General features: G+C 41.8%; 14 protein-coding genes and 1 other annotated feature. Of the genes, 5 read left to right on the top strand and 9 right to left on the bottom strand.

Features of this window, described 5'->3' with window-relative positions:
* The first annotated feature begins 140 nt into the window (after window positions 1-140).
* Together Xish_RS17030 and tonB are read left to right on the top strand one after the other, a co-directional pair.
* Window positions 141-320 carry a YciY family protein gene (locus Xish_RS17030; RefSeq protein ID WP_099119013.1) on the top strand — a complete coding sequence of 60 codons (180 nt, stop codon included), beginning with the start codon at window positions 141-143 and terminating at the stop codon, window positions 318-320.
* A gap of 159 nt (window positions 321-479) precedes the next feature.
* Window positions 480-1,187 (top strand): TonB system transport protein TonB, encoded by a 708-nt coding sequence (gene tonB, locus Xish_RS17025; protein WP_099119012.1) that lies wholly within the window; start codon window positions 480-482, stop codon window positions 1,185-1,187.
* A gap of 69 nt (window positions 1,188-1,256) precedes the next feature.
* Here the strand turns inward: tonB and yciA are convergent, their stop codons facing one another.
* Complete coding sequence (gene yciA / locus Xish_RS17020; RefSeq protein ID WP_099119136.1) at window positions 1,257-1,685, bottom strand: acyl-CoA thioester hydrolase YciA; 429 nt, start codon at window positions 1,683-1,685, stop codon at window positions 1,257-1,259.
* A gap of 77 nt (window positions 1,686-1,762) precedes the next feature.
* Window positions 1,763-2,299: a septation protein A gene (locus tag Xish_RS17015; protein ID WP_099119011.1), complete on the bottom strand. Its 537-nt coding sequence runs from the start codon at window positions 2,297-2,299 to the stop codon at window positions 1,763-1,765.
* A 227-nt stretch (window positions 2,300-2,526) separates the two neighbouring features.
* Between Xish_RS17015 and Xish_RS17010 the strand changes: the two genes are divergently transcribed.
* On the top strand, window positions 2,527-4,233 hold the full coding sequence (locus Xish_RS17010; RefSeq protein ID WP_099119010.1) for a SulP family inorganic anion transporter: 1,707 nt from the start codon (window positions 2,527-2,529) through the stop codon (window positions 4,231-4,233).
* A gap of 89 nt (window positions 4,234-4,322) precedes the next feature.
* Here Xish_RS17010 and Xish_RS17005 read toward each other — a convergent pair whose 3' ends face one another.
* Window positions 4,323-5,060, bottom strand: a complete 738-nt coding sequence (locus Xish_RS17005; protein ID WP_099119009.1) for a YciC family protein — start codon at window positions 5,058-5,060, stop codon at window positions 4,323-4,325.
* A 485-nt stretch (window positions 5,061-5,545) separates the two neighbouring features.
* On the opposite strand from Xish_RS17005, the gene ompW reads away from it, so the two are divergent.
* Window positions 5,546-6,187, top strand: a complete 642-nt coding sequence (ompW, locus tag Xish_RS17000; RefSeq protein ID WP_099119008.1) for an outer membrane protein OmpW — start codon at window positions 5,546-5,548, stop codon at window positions 6,185-6,187.
* A gap of 88 nt (window positions 6,188-6,275) precedes the next feature.
* On the opposite strand, the gene trpA is transcribed toward ompW, so the two are convergent.
* From trpA to Xish_RS16970, 6 genes are all read right to left on the bottom strand, one after another.
* Window positions 6,276-7,082, bottom strand: coding sequence for a tryptophan synthase subunit alpha (gene trpA / locus Xish_RS16995; RefSeq protein ID WP_099119007.1), 807 nt, complete (start codon window positions 7,080-7,082; stop codon window positions 6,276-6,278).
* On the bottom strand, window positions 7,082-8,272 hold the full coding sequence (gene trpB, locus Xish_RS16990; RefSeq protein ID WP_099119006.1) for a tryptophan synthase subunit beta: 1,191 nt from the start codon (window positions 8,270-8,272) through the stop codon (window positions 7,082-7,084). Before trpB ends, trpA begins: the two co-directional genes overlap by 1 nt.
* A gap of 30 nt (window positions 8,273-8,302) precedes the next feature.
* Window positions 8,303-9,667 (bottom strand): bifunctional indole-3-glycerol-phosphate synthase TrpC/phosphoribosylanthranilate isomerase TrpF, encoded by a 1,365-nt coding sequence (gene trpCF, locus Xish_RS16985; protein WP_099119005.1) that lies wholly within the window; start codon window positions 9,665-9,667, stop codon window positions 8,303-8,305.
* Window positions 9,664-10,668, bottom strand: a complete 1,005-nt coding sequence (gene trpD / locus Xish_RS16980; protein ID WP_099119004.1) for an anthranilate phosphoribosyltransferase — start codon at window positions 10,666-10,668, stop codon at window positions 9,664-9,666. Before trpD ends, trpCF begins: the two co-directional genes overlap by 4 nt.
* Window positions 10,669-10,730: 62 nt before the next feature.
* Complete coding sequence (locus Xish_RS16975; RefSeq protein WP_099119003.1) at window positions 10,731-11,309, bottom strand: glutamine amidotransferase-related protein; 579 nt, start codon at window positions 11,307-11,309, stop codon at window positions 10,731-10,733.
* Entirely contained in the window at window positions 11,309-12,868 is a 1,560-nt protein-coding gene (locus Xish_RS16970) for an anthranilate synthase component 1 (RefSeq protein WP_099119002.1), read from the bottom strand. Before Xish_RS16970 ends, Xish_RS16975 begins: the two co-directional genes overlap by 1 nt.
* A gap of 28 nt (window positions 12,869-12,896) precedes the next feature.
* Window positions 12,897-13,008, bottom strand: a sequence feature (Trp leader region).
* A 287-nt stretch (window positions 13,009-13,295) separates the two neighbouring features.
* Here Xish_RS16970 and rnm point away from each other — a divergent pair.
* On the top strand, window positions 13,296-14,168 hold the full coding sequence (rnm, locus tag Xish_RS16965; protein WP_099119001.1) for an RNase RNM: 873 nt from the start codon (window positions 13,296-13,298) through the stop codon (window positions 14,166-14,168).
* Window positions 14,169-14,176: the final 8 nt, after the last annotated feature.

Genomic DNA, 14,176 nt, shown 5'->3' with positions numbered 1-14,176 from the left:
GATGGTTATTAATCTGATGATTTCGAACAATGTACTATTATTCCCTGAGTCAGGGCGTAAATTAGCGATGAGTTGACATCGCTAATAGTGACAATTAAGAATAATGTTATTTATTCAATGAGAGATTATCCGAAATACTTATGAAACATAGCAGAAGAGAAGTAGGGCGTTGGAGAATGCTTCGCCAAAGTATTTGTCGTCGTCGTCGCTGGCTGGAAGGTCAGTCACGTCGTAATTTACGAATATATGGATTGCGTAAGGCCGATGATTATAAGCGCCGTAGATCGATCCTATTCACCCACAATATAGAGTGGAGTTAAGATTATAGTCAATAATTATGCGATATGACTGGAGTGAGCGCGTGTATCCAATAACGTTTTAACGTGAGAAAAGCAAGTCAGGTATAGATGTTTTTCAATCTTTATTGAATATGATAGTCATTTGCATTTAAACTAATACCTATCTGAAAACTGACTATCATGCTGTTAGGCAAGAATTCTCTTATGCGTTGGATACATTGGCCGATACTACTTTCCATTTGTTTACATATTTCTATTGCTGCGGCACTCTTCCATGCCATTAAACCAGGAAAACAGGCAGAAATTACACTTATGTCTGTTGCCATGATCCAGTTGGCTGCTGAAGAGGCACCTGTTTCCAAATCTGCCGTGTCTGAATCACTTCCTGAGCCAGAGCCAGAACCTATTGCGGAAATTGCTCTGCCTAAACCTAAACCTAAACCTAAACCTAAACCGGAAAAGAAAAAAATTGTCAAAAAAGAAGTTAAGCCAAGAGAGAAGAAGACAGAAAAAGCTTCAGAGCAGTCGCTGAAACCTATTTCTGATCAAGAAACTCAGACGGCAAAAAATTTGGATGATCAAAAATCTGAACATCATACCGTGAGTGAAAACGTTGAGGGACAAAGAGGACCAAAGGCATTAAATAGGCCAGAGCCAGCTTACCCATCCAGAGCAAAACAGTTGGGGACTGAGGGAACGGTAAAGGTAAAATTTGATATTGACGAAAACGGTCGAGTTAAGAATATTGAAATTATTTCTGCTGATCCGAAAAATATCTTTGAAAGTGAAGTAAAAAAAGCGATGAAAAAATGGCGTTATGAAAAAATTCCTGCTATCGGACATATAACGACTATCGAGTTTAAAACTACTGGTATTTCACGATTTTAACTTACCAAAAGTTTCTTTTCCGAACAGGGGATGCAAAGCATCCCCTAATTTCATCAGCAAAACTCGCTTTTATTGACTGCTTTCCAATTGGAAATGTCTTTTACCTTCAGGCAAAGGACGGGAAGTATTATTTTCATCAACGGCAACATACGTGAAAACGGCTTCTGTTGCACGGTAACGTTGACCGACTGGTTCAGAAGCTACTTTTTTCACCCATACCTCAATATGAATGGTGATAGATGAATTTCCCGTTTTGAGACAACGGGCGTAGCAGCATACGACGTCACCTACCGCAACCGGTTTTAGAAAACTGATGCCATTTACGCTAACCGTTACTACGCGCCCCAGGGCAATCTCTTTTGCCAGAATTGCGCCGCCAATATCCATTTGAGACATCAGCCAGCCCCCGAAAATATCCCCATTGGCATTAGTATCAGCAGGCATGGCCAGTGTACGGAGAACCAATTCTCCGTTTGGTAAGCATTGTTGTTGTGTCATTAGAAAACTTGCTTTATTTGGTGAATACAACAATACCTGCCGCTGCATCGGCAGGTATCCATATGAAGGTCATTATATTATTTTTGTTCGCGAGGCAGATGGCGGTAGATATATACCACACTCAATACAGTAAAGACTAGTGTCAATGCCGTTAATCCGAACACTTTAAAGTTTACCCAAACATCCTGGGGTAGCCAGAAAGCGACATAAATATTTGCTAATGCGCAGGCAATAAAGAAGGTTGCCCAAGCCATATTCAGCTTATTCCAGACAAAATCAGGCAATTCTAGCTCTTTGCCTAACATTCGTTGAATTAACGGCTTTTTCATCACCCATTGGCTGATAAGTAGTACCAGAGCAAAAATGGCATAAATTACAGTTACTTTCCATTTAATAAATAAATCACTGTGGAAGGTTAGTGTCAGAGTGCCGAAAACCGCAACCATAACAAATGTAATTAAGGAGGATTTTTCAACTCTACGATAAATTAGATAAGTAATAACAACAGCTAATCCTGTTGCTGCAATCAAGGCGCCAGATGCATAGAAAATATCGTACATTTTGTAGACGATGAAGAAAACGACTAGCGGCAAAAAATCTAAAAGCTGTTTCATAAATTGAACCCATTGTGAAGTCAATGATGGCATGTTTTTGAATTTGAGCCAAAGTGTACCAGATCTCAATGAAATGGTTTATTTGTCAGGTAAAAAACATTTTTCATCTGTTTGTATAATTTTATCACAATGAGTGAAAAGCTGAGTGCAGGAGAGAGGAACTTGTGAATTTCCATTTAGCAACACATTATAACTAGGTTCTATTTTCACCAAAGGATATAAAAGCCATGTTGTGGGAAAGATTACATCGCTGGATGCCAGGTTTGAGAAATATCTGCCAATATCGTAGAGAATATTTTAGCTATGATATGCGAGCAGGCCTTTCTGTTGCCGCAGTAGCATTGCCGGTTGCGATTGCTTATGCTGAATTAATGGGGATTAGCGCCATTATTGGTTTATATGCCTGTATCTTACCGATGTTTGCGTATGCACTGTTTGGTACTTCTCGACAGTTGATTGTTGGGCCTGATGCTGCAACTTGTGCTGTTATTGCTGCTGCTGTTACACCGTTGGCATTGGGGAATGAGCATGTTCGCTGGCAACTTGCCATAGTGATGACATTCATGACGGGATTTTGGTGTATTTTGGCTAGCCATTTTCGATTAGGCGCTTTTGCTGATTTTATATCTCGTCCCATTTTGAAAGGCTTTATTAATGGTGTTGCGATTACCATTATGACTGATCAGTTGGCTAAAGTGTTTGGGCTGTCTGGGTTACCTGTAGAATTGATTGAAAGATTGGTTGCACTTCCCCATAAATTGTTGGAATCTCACTGGTCGACGATAGGGATGTCAGTAATGACGTTGTTGGTACTTCTGAGTGTACATTTCTTCCGTCCGAGTTGGCCTGCGCCACTGGTGGCAATGGTGATATCGACTTATATCAGTTGGCAATTTGAACTCAGCCAATATGGTATTCAGATTGTGGGTAGTATGGGGAGCGGTTTGCCTATTGTTCCTGTACCCGAATTTGAACCCGGTATCATACGTGATTTAGTTGTTCCTTCTATTAACTTGGCGGTGATCAGTTTCGTCAGTTTTATGATGACTGCTCGTAGTTTTGCCAGTAAAAATGGCTATCAAGTCGATGCAGATCTAGAACTCAGGGCGTTGGGTGTCGCCAATATTGCTTCGTCATTATCACAAGGTTTTGCTGTTAGTGCTGCTGGTAGTCGTACTGCGGTCAATGATTCGCTTGGTGGTAAAACACAAATGGTGTCGGTGATAGCGGCTTGTGCCATCTTGTTGGTATTGCTGTTTATGTCTGAAGCTTTGGCATATATCCCTCTGTCTTCACTGGGTATTGTTTTAATCTTTTCCACGTGGTCTTTATTGGGTTTAAAAAATCTTTGGTCTTATCGGAAACGTAATCGTCAGGCTTTTACTTTATCAATTTTTACGTTAATCGCCGTTTTGCTGGTGGGAGTGATCGATGGTATTGGTTTTGCCGTTTTGTTGGGATTATTGCAATTTTTACGGGTAGTTTTTCGGCCTTCGGATCAATTATTGGGAGTAAATGACCAAGGCATGGTTCGTTCTATCCGTCAGCATAATGATATCAAACCCGTGGATGGTATTATGATGTACCGCTTTAACTCTCCTCTCACTTATTTTAACGTTGGATTTTTCAAAAAACGGGTATTACAGCATGTGAACGGTGCTAAAAATAATCCTGTATGGCTAGTGGTTGATGCGACAGTCAGTTTTACCTACGATGATGTCAGTGTTTTTGCTGTGTTGGATGAGTTAATTACAGAATTAAAAGAACAAGGTGTAACACTGGTCTTGGCAGGGCGTAGAACGGAGCTGAATCGCTGGATTAAACAGAACAAACTGAGTCGCAGCGATGAAGATTTGATAGTTGTGCCGGATCTCTATTTTGCTATTCGTTTAATCCAAAGTAAGCAACAAGTTGAGGAAAAGCAGGAAAAGTAATTGAGGTTTATATTTCGCCAGTTCACCTCACTGTATTACGGTGAGGTGAACTATTTTAGGTGATTTTTTATTAAATACCGTTTGTGATCTTATTTTTGTGGTTTGACCAACATATACAAGCGAAATAGGTAAATCAGCAACAGGGATGATAACAAATTATCCAGCGCTGTTAGCAACATATTGGGCATGTTTGCCAGTACAAGAACCAATATTAGCTTGGCGACAAGCCATAACAATATAGCTGGGATCAACAAGCGCATATTACTAAATGCCAACTTCCAACTATTTTGCATAGCGGCAAAAACATTTTTGCCTTTTTCAAACAGAAAAATAGGAGCCAGTGAGAATGCAATAGAAAACAGTACTCCTGGCAGGATCATTAAAGCGTAGCCGATTTGAACTAACAGGGTACAGATAAACATTAGCAAGAACATTTTAGGTAATCGTGTTATTGATAATGTACTGGCATGAATGGCATTAGTTTGCTGACCGCTAGAGATAGCACTGATGAGTACCAGCATACTGGCCGTTAGTAGGGTATTACCAAAGATATTGGTGAATAAAACTCCGAACATTGTGCGCATTAACATAAACTGCTCATCTGGCGTTAATTGCATCACGAAACGTTGGATACCTGTATTGCCTGACTCTCTGACTATATTTTGCAACTCGGCTAATAAATTGAGCTGTTCATCATTCGGCATGAGTAAATGCCCCAGCAGTGTTGTCACCAGCGCGGCCAAAACAGAGAGAATGACAATACTCAACCATTGATTCTTTAAAAAGTTGATGCTGTCACGATACAGGGTATTTGCCGTGATGGGCATGAAAGTGGCTCCTATCAAATAAAACAACAATAGGACACAATTGTACCTTGTTGGGGGGATTATTGGATACCTAAGATTTACTCCAGTGCTTGATCCTGCATCTTGAGGCTGGTGGGGGTAAGAATTTTTTTGCCAAGCTTCTTCATTGTAGATTTTATAAAAATGATCATTTCATTAAATTTGTGTTAATAAATTGATGAGGGGTTGGGATGTTAAATAAAGGTTTTTAATATATTATTTTTATTATTATGTATTGTTATTCATTCAAAATTTGATATTACGATATAAATCATGGATGGCATTAAAATTAATACGCAGAGAATTTTGATTTGGATCAATTTAAAATATTCAATAAATGAAATAATAAAACAGTAAATACCTTACTTCGCTAAAAATATTTAAAAGATGTGATCTGTCTTCGATCACAATAGTAAACAAACGGGTATATTTCGGACTGTTTTAAAACCACGTAAATGGGATGGATAATGAAAAAGATTTCTGCGCTTGTATTGGCTGCTGCTACGTTAGCCCCGTCATTAACTTTTGCCCATGAAGCAGGTGACTTCCTGTTCCGTGCGGGTACAGCAACAGTAAGGCCGCATGCGGGTTCTGATAATGTATTAGGATTGGGATCTTTTGGTGTCAATAATAATACTCAGTTAGGTTTAACTTTTGGTTACATGATTACTGATAATATTGGTGTTGAATTATTGGCAGCGACACCATTCCAGCATAGAGTCAGTTTACCGGGAGCGGGTGAAGTTGCTGAAGTTAAACATTTACCACCAACGCTAATGGCACAATATTATTTTGGCTCTTCAGAAAATGAATTTCGTCCTTATGTCGGGATTGGTGTTAACTACACTACATTCTTTAGCGAAAAATTTACTAATAATGAAACTGTAAAGGACGCTAATTTAAATAGTCTGGATCTAAAAGATTCTTGGGGTATCGCTGGGCAGGTTGGACTGGATTATCAACTGAACAAAAACTGGATGCTGAATACTTCTCTTTGGTGGATGAATATTGAAACTGATGTGAAATTCAAAGTTGGTGATGCAGATCAAAAATATAAAACTCGGCTTGATCCGTGGGTCTTTATGTTCGGTGTTGGTTATAGTTTCTAACTAAAGCTACGTGTTTGTTTGACTTTGACATAAGAGAGAACCAATGGGGCGTAATTGCCCCATTTTTTGTTTACTATCTATCGCGTGCTCATAATTGGGTGGCGTTTTTCATGGTACGAACAAAATTCTTTAATCTTTCCAGCATGATTTTGGGTTGGTGCAAGTTATCTTCAATGATTTTTACAATGGCTGAACCTGAAATTGCACCCGCCGCACCGCCATTGAGAGCAATAATAACCTGTTCTGGTTCTGAAATGCCGAAACCTTGTAGAGCAGGGGCAGCGTGATATTCTTTGAGCTTGTTGACAATATGATTAAGTGGCTGTTGAGCGCGATTTTCACTACCCGTTACTCCCGCTCTTGATAGCAAATAGGTATATCCCCGTCCAAATGAGGCAATTTCACGCAGTAAATCACCATCTGCATTAGGAGGGCAAATAAAGATCGGAGCAATATCATGTTTTGTGGCAACTGAACGGAAAGGCAATGACTCGGATAACGGCACGTCAGCGACAAGTACGGAGTCGACACCAGCACTTTTACAGCGATAATAAAACTCATTAATGCCATTGTGAAAGACGAGATTAGCGTAAACCAACAGGCCAATAGGGGTATCAGGGTATTTAGCCCGAATTTTGGCTAGCAGATCAAAACACAGTGTTGTAGTGACCTTGGATGATAAGGCACGCAGATTGGCATTTTGGATAGTTGGGCCGTCAGCAAGGGGATCTGAGAACGGAATACCCAGCTCAAGCGCATCAGCACCACCTGCAATTAAGGTATCAATAATTTCCAATGATAGTTCAGGGTCAGGATCACCAAGGGTGACAAAAGGAACAAAAGCACCTTGATTTTGGTTTTGCAGCTTTTTAAAAAGTTGTTCGTAACGTCCCATCAGATTTCCCCCCTGGATTTTAAAATATCGTGAACAGTAAAGATGTCTTTGTCACCACGGCCAGATAAATTGACAATTAATAATTGTTCTCTGTCTGGAGCCTCGTGGATCATTTTCAGGGCATAAGCCAACGCATGAGAGGACTCTAATGCTGGGATAATGCCTTCATCACGTGAGAGTTTCTGGAAAGCATCCAAGGCTTCATCATCAGTGATTGAAACATAATCAGCTCTACCGATGCTATTTAAATAGGCATGTTGTGGGCCAACGGAAGGAAAATCCAAACCTGCTGAAATGGAATAAGATTCTTCAATCTGTCCGTCATCTGTCTGCATAATTGTTGATTTCATGCCAAAGTAAATTCCCAATTTTCCGTGTTTCAGTGGGGCACCATGCTCTCCAGTCTCAATACCATGCCCCGCAGGTTCAACACCGATCAAGCGGACATCATTTTCTGGAATAAATTCAGCAAACAAACCGATGGCATTTGAACCACCACCAATGCAGGCAATAACTGCATCAGGCAGACGGCCTTCTTTTTCCAGAATTTGCGCTTTGGCTTCTTCGCCAATCATACGCTGAAATTCTCGTACTATCGTCGGATATGGGTGAGGGCCAGCAGCAGTACCTAATAGGTAATGTGCTTTTTCATAGCAACCCGACCAGTCACGCATTGCTTCGTTACAGGCATCTTTCAAGGTTGCCGAGCCGCTGTGGACAGGGATCACTTCTGCACCCATCAAACGCATGCGAAAAACATTGTGTGATTGGCGTTCAATATCTTTTGCTCCCATATAAATACGGCATTTCAGCCCTAATAGCGCACAAGCCAGGGCAGTCGCGACGCCATGTTGACCAGCACCTGTTTCAGCAATGATTTCATTCTTTCCCATGCGTTTTGCCAATAATGCTTGTCCTAAAACCTGATTGGTCTTGTGTGCACCACCGTGGAGTAAATCTTCACGTTTCAGGTACAAACGTGTTTTTGTTCCTTTAGTCAGGTTTTGACACAGCGTTAAGGCTGTGGGTCTGCCTGCATAGTTTCTCAATAGATCCTGAAATGTACGCTGAAATTCAGGATCTCTTTGTGCTTCAATAAAAGCTTCTTCTAATTGGTTAAGCGCAGGGATCAAAATTTGTGGCACAAATTGCCCACCAAAGTCGCCAAAATAAGGATTTAATTTACTCATTATTTTACTCATCCATTTTTATCTGAAAAATTAGTGATAACAGCGCAATTGTTGAAACACCTGCTTGATTTTCTGGCTGCTTTTGATCCCCGCAGATACTTCAACCCCTGAGTTAAAATCCAGTCCATAACAGCCCAGTGTTGCTGCTAGTTGGCAGTTTTCAGCGTTCAGGCCACCAGCCAGAAAACTGTTATGCTGAATGAGTGGATTGATTAACTGCCAGTCAAAGGATTTTCCTGTTCCTCCTGCCCCGTTATCCAATAATAAGTGATCAACATAAGGTATTGCGGAAAATTCCGCAGCCTTAGACATATTGATGGCTTTCCAAATTTCACAATGTTCAGGTAGTACTGAGCGTAGGGTGTTAATGTAGTTTTCATCTTCACCTCCGTGCAGTTGAACTGCGGTGAGCGAAAGCTTACGGGCGATATTACTGACAAAATCAATGGATTGATTTTGAAACACGCCAACATATAGGAGAGAGGCTTCATTGATAATTTGTTGTGCTTTTTGCAGGCTGATTTTGCGTGGTGATTTTTCGGCAAAAATTAAACCACCGTAAACGGCACCCATTTGTAATGCGGCCTTGGCATCTTGTGGGCGAGTCAGGCCACAAATTTTATTATCACCCAAAATCAGGCGGCGTAAAGCGAGATCTAAATTTTGTTGTGCCATTAAAGAACTACCAATAAGAAAACCATCGGCAAATTGACTTAATTCCCGCACCTGGCGATGCTGGTGGATACCGGATTCACTGATAACAATAGTGTCTTCAGGTAAACCAGCAGATAGTTTTCGGGTACGTTTTAAGTCGATGGACAGATCACGGAGATCCCGATTATTGATACCAATAACTTTTGCACCCAATTTAATTGCCCGTTGCCGCTCATCCTCATTACTGACTTCGGTCAGTACACCCATATCAAGACTGTGTGCCAATGCAGACAGTTTACGATACGTATCATCATCAAGAACAGAAAGCATAAGCAAAACAGCATCAGCTTGATAATAACGGGCGAGATAAACCTGATAGGCATCAATAATAAAATCTTTGCACAAAACAGGTTGATGTACAGCAGAACTGACCATTGCGAGAAAATCATAACTGCCCTGAAAGTATTTTTCATCGGTCAAGACAGAGATTGCAGCAGCATAAGGTTGATAAGTCTTAGCAATATGAACGGGATCGAAATCCTCACGAATCAACCCCTTTGAAGGGGATGCCTTTTTGCATTCCAAAATAAAAACGGTTTGTTTATGGGTCAACGCCTGATAAAACCGACGGTGACTTGGAACGATAACATCAATAAAACTCTCCAGCGGTTGTTCTGCCTTACGGGTTATCAGATATGCCGCTTTATCATCAATAATTTTCTGCAATACGCTGGTTTTCATGATTTAGTCCTTGCTGCCAATGCCGTTACTTTTTCATAAGCTTGACCGCTGTAAATAGTATTGAGTGCCAATTGAGTATTTTCCCGTAGATCTTTTTGCCCGTTAAGCTTCATTAACAGAGCTACATTGGCTGCTACGGCATGAGCATGGGCTTTACTTCCACGGCCTTGCAATAACATTGCCAACATGTGGCGGTTTTCTTCAGGTGATCCACCTTTCAGTGAAGATATGGGATGGCCTGGCAAACCAAAATCTGTTGCTGTTAACTGATATTGGCTAATTTCACCGTGGTTAAGTTCTGCAACATAGGTTGGTGCATGCAAGGCAACTTCGTCCATTCCTCCGCTGTGAACAACGGCGGCGCGTTGATAGCCTAAAGCGTGTAAGGTATGGGCTATGGGTTCAACTAATTCAGGGCTATAGACTCCGATGAGAGATACAGGAGGACGCGCCGGATTGATCAACGGGCCAAGTACATTAAATAATGTCCGGGTTTTGAGTTGTTGGCGAACTTGCACCGCATGACGGAATCCACTGTGATATTGAGGGGCAAACAGAAAACAGACGCCAATTTCATCCAAGGCACTGCGTGATTCTTCAGCTTGGGCATCCAGTGCAATGCCGAATGCAGATAATAAATCGGATGATCCAGACCGACTGGAAATACTGCGATTGCCATGTTTGGCCACTTTAAGGCCACAGGCAGCAGCGATAAAGGCGCTGGCCGTTGAAATATTGATGCTATTGGAACCGTCGCCACCTGTGCCGACGATATCACAAAACGTGTAATCAGGGCGAGGAAAGGGGGCTGCGTTCGTCAGGAACGCCTGAGCTGCGCCTGCAATTTCTTGAGGTTGTTCGCCACGTAGTTTCAGGCTAATTAATACAGCAGCCAGTTGTATATCGCTCAGCTCACCATGAATAATAGCAGTGAATAGCTGTTGGCTTTCTTGTTGTGTCAGTGCCTGAGCACTGAATAATTTGTCAAAAATCAACTGCATTTTCCCATCCCTTTAAGTTTAGTGCCTTTTATTCGATACCCAAACTCACAACCTTTAAATCGTCAGCTCAATGCCCAAGCCAGAGTTTGTTCAAGCAGTTTGGCACCCCGCGTAGTCAAAATAGATTCGGGATGGAACTGAAAACCACAAACTTTGTGCTCATCATGGCGTACAGCCATCACGATATCACCACATGAGGCTGAGACAGTTAGCTCTGTCGGAGTGTGTGCCGCGGAAAGAGAATGGTAGCGAGCAACAGACAAAGGATTTGGCAGGCCGGAAAACATATTTTTCCCATCATGGATAGCCGGTGTTGCCTTGCCATGCAGAATTTCCGGAACAGCCGAGATTTTTCCTCCATAAGCTTCAATAATAGCCTGATGTCCAAGACAAATTCCGATTATTGGGATCTGGCCTATCACTTGCTTGAGTAATTCAGGCATACAGCCTGCCTCTGAGGGTTTTCCTGGACCAGGAGATAGCATTAAAAGGGGAGATTCCATCTCATTAAGTTTGGCAATAATCATGTTTGCTGACACTGTATTGCGATAAACCATGACATGGTGACCATGAGTACGCAGTTGATCTACGAGGTTGTATGTGAAAGAGTCCACATTATCGAGTAAAAGAATATTCGCCATCAGAATGCCACCTCCACATGATGCGCTTGTGCAATTGCGCGAATAACAGCCCTGGCTTTACTGTGAGTTTCATCGACTTCTGATTGGGGAATGGAGTCCAGTACCACACCTACTCCAACTTGAATAGTGGCTTGGTCGTTTTCTACATAGGCAGAACGGATCACTATGCAGGTATCAAAATTCCCCTTTCCAGTGAAATAACCGACAGCTCCGCCATAACTACCACGTCGCTCTCCTTCATGTTCTGCGATGAGTTGCATAGCCCGAACTTTAGGAGCTCCCGTCAATGTGCCCATATTCATGCAGGCTTGATAAGCATGGAAGACATCTAAATCATGCCGGAGTGTACCGACAACACGGGAAACCAGATGCATAACAAACGAATAGCGATCAACTTTGGTTAAATCGGCAACATATCGACTACCTGGTTCGCAGATACGGGCTAAATCGTTGCGAGCCAAATCAACTAACATCACATGCTCAGACATCTCTTTAGCATCAGTACGCATTTCCAGCTCAATTCGGCTATCAAGATCGGCATCCAGTTCCCCGCTGTTATCGCGTCCGCGTGGTCGAGTACCGGCTATCGGATAAATTTCGATCTGGCGATTGCTGGCATCATATTTAAGTGCACTTTCAGGTGAAGCACCAAACAGGCAAAAATCCTGATCTTGCATAAAAAACATATAAGGGCTTGGATTTTGTTTTTTCAGTATATGATAAGCGCTCAGTGGAGAAGGGCATGGTAAGATGAAACGACGTGATGGAACTACCTGAAAAACATCTCCCTGACGGATAAATTGCTGTAGCTGGCGTACGATATTTGCGTATTGTTCATCACTTTGATTGCAGCCAACAGTAATACCGGACAGTGTGACAGGCAAGAGTGGTTGGAGTGGGGCTGAAATCTCTGCAACTAAGGTTGTTAAACGTTCTTTAAGGCGTTTTCTCTCTGAATCGGATCCGCCAAACAATGAAGTTTGCAAACGTGAATGTTTAGCTTGATGATCGATCACTAATAGCGTTTCTGCGAGATAAAAACAGAAATCAGGGCAGCGTTGGTGATCTTCTACTGTAGGTAATGGCTCAAAACCGGCAACTAAATCGTAAGCAAACAATCCACCAACAAAAATGGCATCGGGAGATTCTGAAAAAGATGCTAATGCTGCCAGGGCACGCAAAGCGTCAAACACTGAATCGGATTTTAGCCGGCTATCTTCGTCCAGATTGTGCTTAATAGCAGGAAACCGTGCTCGCATAACCTTCGGTTCTGTGTCTAATTGGGCTTTGTCTGAAAGGAAATTCGCGAGTATCGGGATCAGGTTTTGACCATTTTCAGTGAGTGCTTCAAAAGTAACTTGGCGTTCATTGGCGGTAACGCGCATAGCGCTATCAATGATCAAAATGCTTTTGAGATCCTTCTTACTGTGAATTTCAGCAGAATCCAGCAATAGCGTTGCTGGACGATTACTACAAAGTTGATGAAAAAGCAGTGTTGGATCTGTCTGGTAGAAAGTATCTACCTGATTTATAGAGATATTAAATTCTTTGCCAGTCATCTTCATACCCCGTTTCTAATCTTTATTCATAAAAAAACCCGCCTTTTAGATTAGGGCGGGTTTTGGCACTTGCGTATCTGTACTTAACTTATGTGCGCGAGCCAACCGCCCTTGACTGGGAAGTTGTGCCACCAACGCCTTGATTGTTTAGTTTGCATAAATACGCTCATTTCGAGTGCCTTATCTGTTTAATGATTTTTGATAAATTTTGATAAAGAGAGTTTTAGTCAACTCTTGTACTAGTAAACTGGTTCGAGATTTGCTTGTCAATAATTTTTTTTATGCCTATAAACCATATTCATTACCATCGTTTCAACAAACTCGACCCTTAAACTTCACTCTTGTGTTATCATTGCCGCCTTGCGCTTCATATCATTTGATAGATAGTGCCTTTGTTTCCTCATCCGAAAAACAGGTTAAAAAAACAGTGACTGAAGCCGCCAGTGAAATAACAAAACGCTATGATCTGCATAGCCATACAACCGCTTCAGATGGCGTTTTATCACCTGAGCAGCTCGTGGACAGAGCTATTGCCATGGGCATTAATGTACTGGCAATCACCGATCATGACACGACGGATGGTATTCCGTCAGCTTTAAACCATATTCAGCAAAATAATTTGCTCTTAACATTGATATCCGGCGTTGAAATTTCGACATTATGGCAAAACCTGGAAATTCATATCGTTGGCTTAAATATTGATATCGATTCTATTTTCTTAAGGAAGTTTTTAGCAAATCAGGTTGATTTGAGGAAGCAGCGTGGTATTGAAATAGGGCAACGGTTAGCCAAAGCAGGCATTGCCGATGCCTGGGAAGGTGCATCTAGGTTAGCCAATGGTGGACAAGTCACGCGCGGCCATTTTGCCCGTTATCTGGTAGAAGCGGGAGTTGAACCGACTATCCCGAAAGTGTTCAAAAAATATCTGGTAAGAGGAAAAACCGGTTATGTCCCACCGCAATGGTGTACAATTGAGCAGGCTATTGAAGCCATTCATCAGGCAGGAGGACAAGCCGTGATTGCCCACCCTGGCAGGTATAATTTGTCGATGAAGTGGTTAAAACGGTTAATAGTTTGGTTTAAACAACATGGTGGTGATGCAATGGAAGTTGCACAGTGCCAGCAAGCTCCTAATGAAAGACAACAACTTGGTCAACTAGCAAGAGAATATGGGCTAAAAGTATCATTAGGATCGGATTTTCACCAACCTTGTTCATGGATAGAACTTGGGCGCAATTTGTGGTTACCCGGTAATGTTGTACCGATATGGCACGACTGGGCACGGCTTGGAACTACATAGAAGTATAG

Source organism: Xenorhabdus ishibashii (assembly GCF_002632755.1).
Classification (GTDB): Bacteria; Pseudomonadota; Gammaproteobacteria; order Enterobacterales; family Enterobacteriaceae; genus Xenorhabdus; species Xenorhabdus ishibashii.
This window is presented reverse-complemented; position numbering and strand designations above follow the sequence as displayed.

Coding starts and splice junctions, on each gene's coding strand:
- Xish_RS17030 (WP_099119013.1), top strand. CDS start 141: ATGAAACATAGCAGAAGAGAAGTAGGGCGTTGGAGAATGCTTCGCCAA.
- tonB (WP_099119012.1), top strand. CDS start 480: ATGCTGTTAGGCAAGAATTCTCTTATGCGTTGGATACATTGGCCGATA.
- yciA (WP_099119136.1), bottom strand. CDS start 1,685: ATGACACAACAACAATGCTTACCAAACGGAGAATTGGTTCTCCGTACA.
- Xish_RS17015 (WP_099119011.1), bottom strand. CDS start 2,299: ATGAAACAGCTTTTAGATTTTTTGCCGCTAGTCGTTTTCTTCATCGTC.
- Xish_RS17010 (WP_099119010.1), top strand. CDS start 2,527: ATGTTGTGGGAAAGATTACATCGCTGGATGCCAGGTTTGAGAAATATC.
- Xish_RS17005 (WP_099119009.1), bottom strand. CDS start 5,060: ATGCCCATCACGGCAAATACCCTGTATCGTGACAGCATCAACTTTTTA.
- ompW (WP_099119008.1), top strand. CDS start 5,546: ATGAAAAAGATTTCTGCGCTTGTATTGGCTGCTGCTACGTTAGCCCCG.
- trpA (WP_099119007.1), bottom strand. CDS start 7,082: ATGGGACGTTACGAACAACTTTTTAAAAAGCTGCAAAACCAAAATCAA.
- trpB (WP_099119006.1), bottom strand. CDS start 8,272: ATGAGTAAATTAAATCCTTATTTTGGCGACTTTGGTGGGCAATTTGTG.
- trpCF (WP_099119005.1), bottom strand. CDS start 9,667: ATGAAAACCAGCGTATTGCAGAAAATTATTGATGATAAAGCGGCATAT.
- trpD (WP_099119004.1), bottom strand. CDS start 10,668: ATGCAGTTGATTTTTGACAAATTATTCAGTGCTCAGGCACTGACACAA.
- Xish_RS16975 (WP_099119003.1), bottom strand. CDS start 11,309: ATGGCGAATATTCTTTTACTCGATAATGTGGACTCTTTCACATACAAC.
- Xish_RS16970 (WP_099119002.1), bottom strand. CDS start 12,868: ATGACTGGCAAAGAATTTAATATCTCTATAAATCAGGTAGATACTTTC.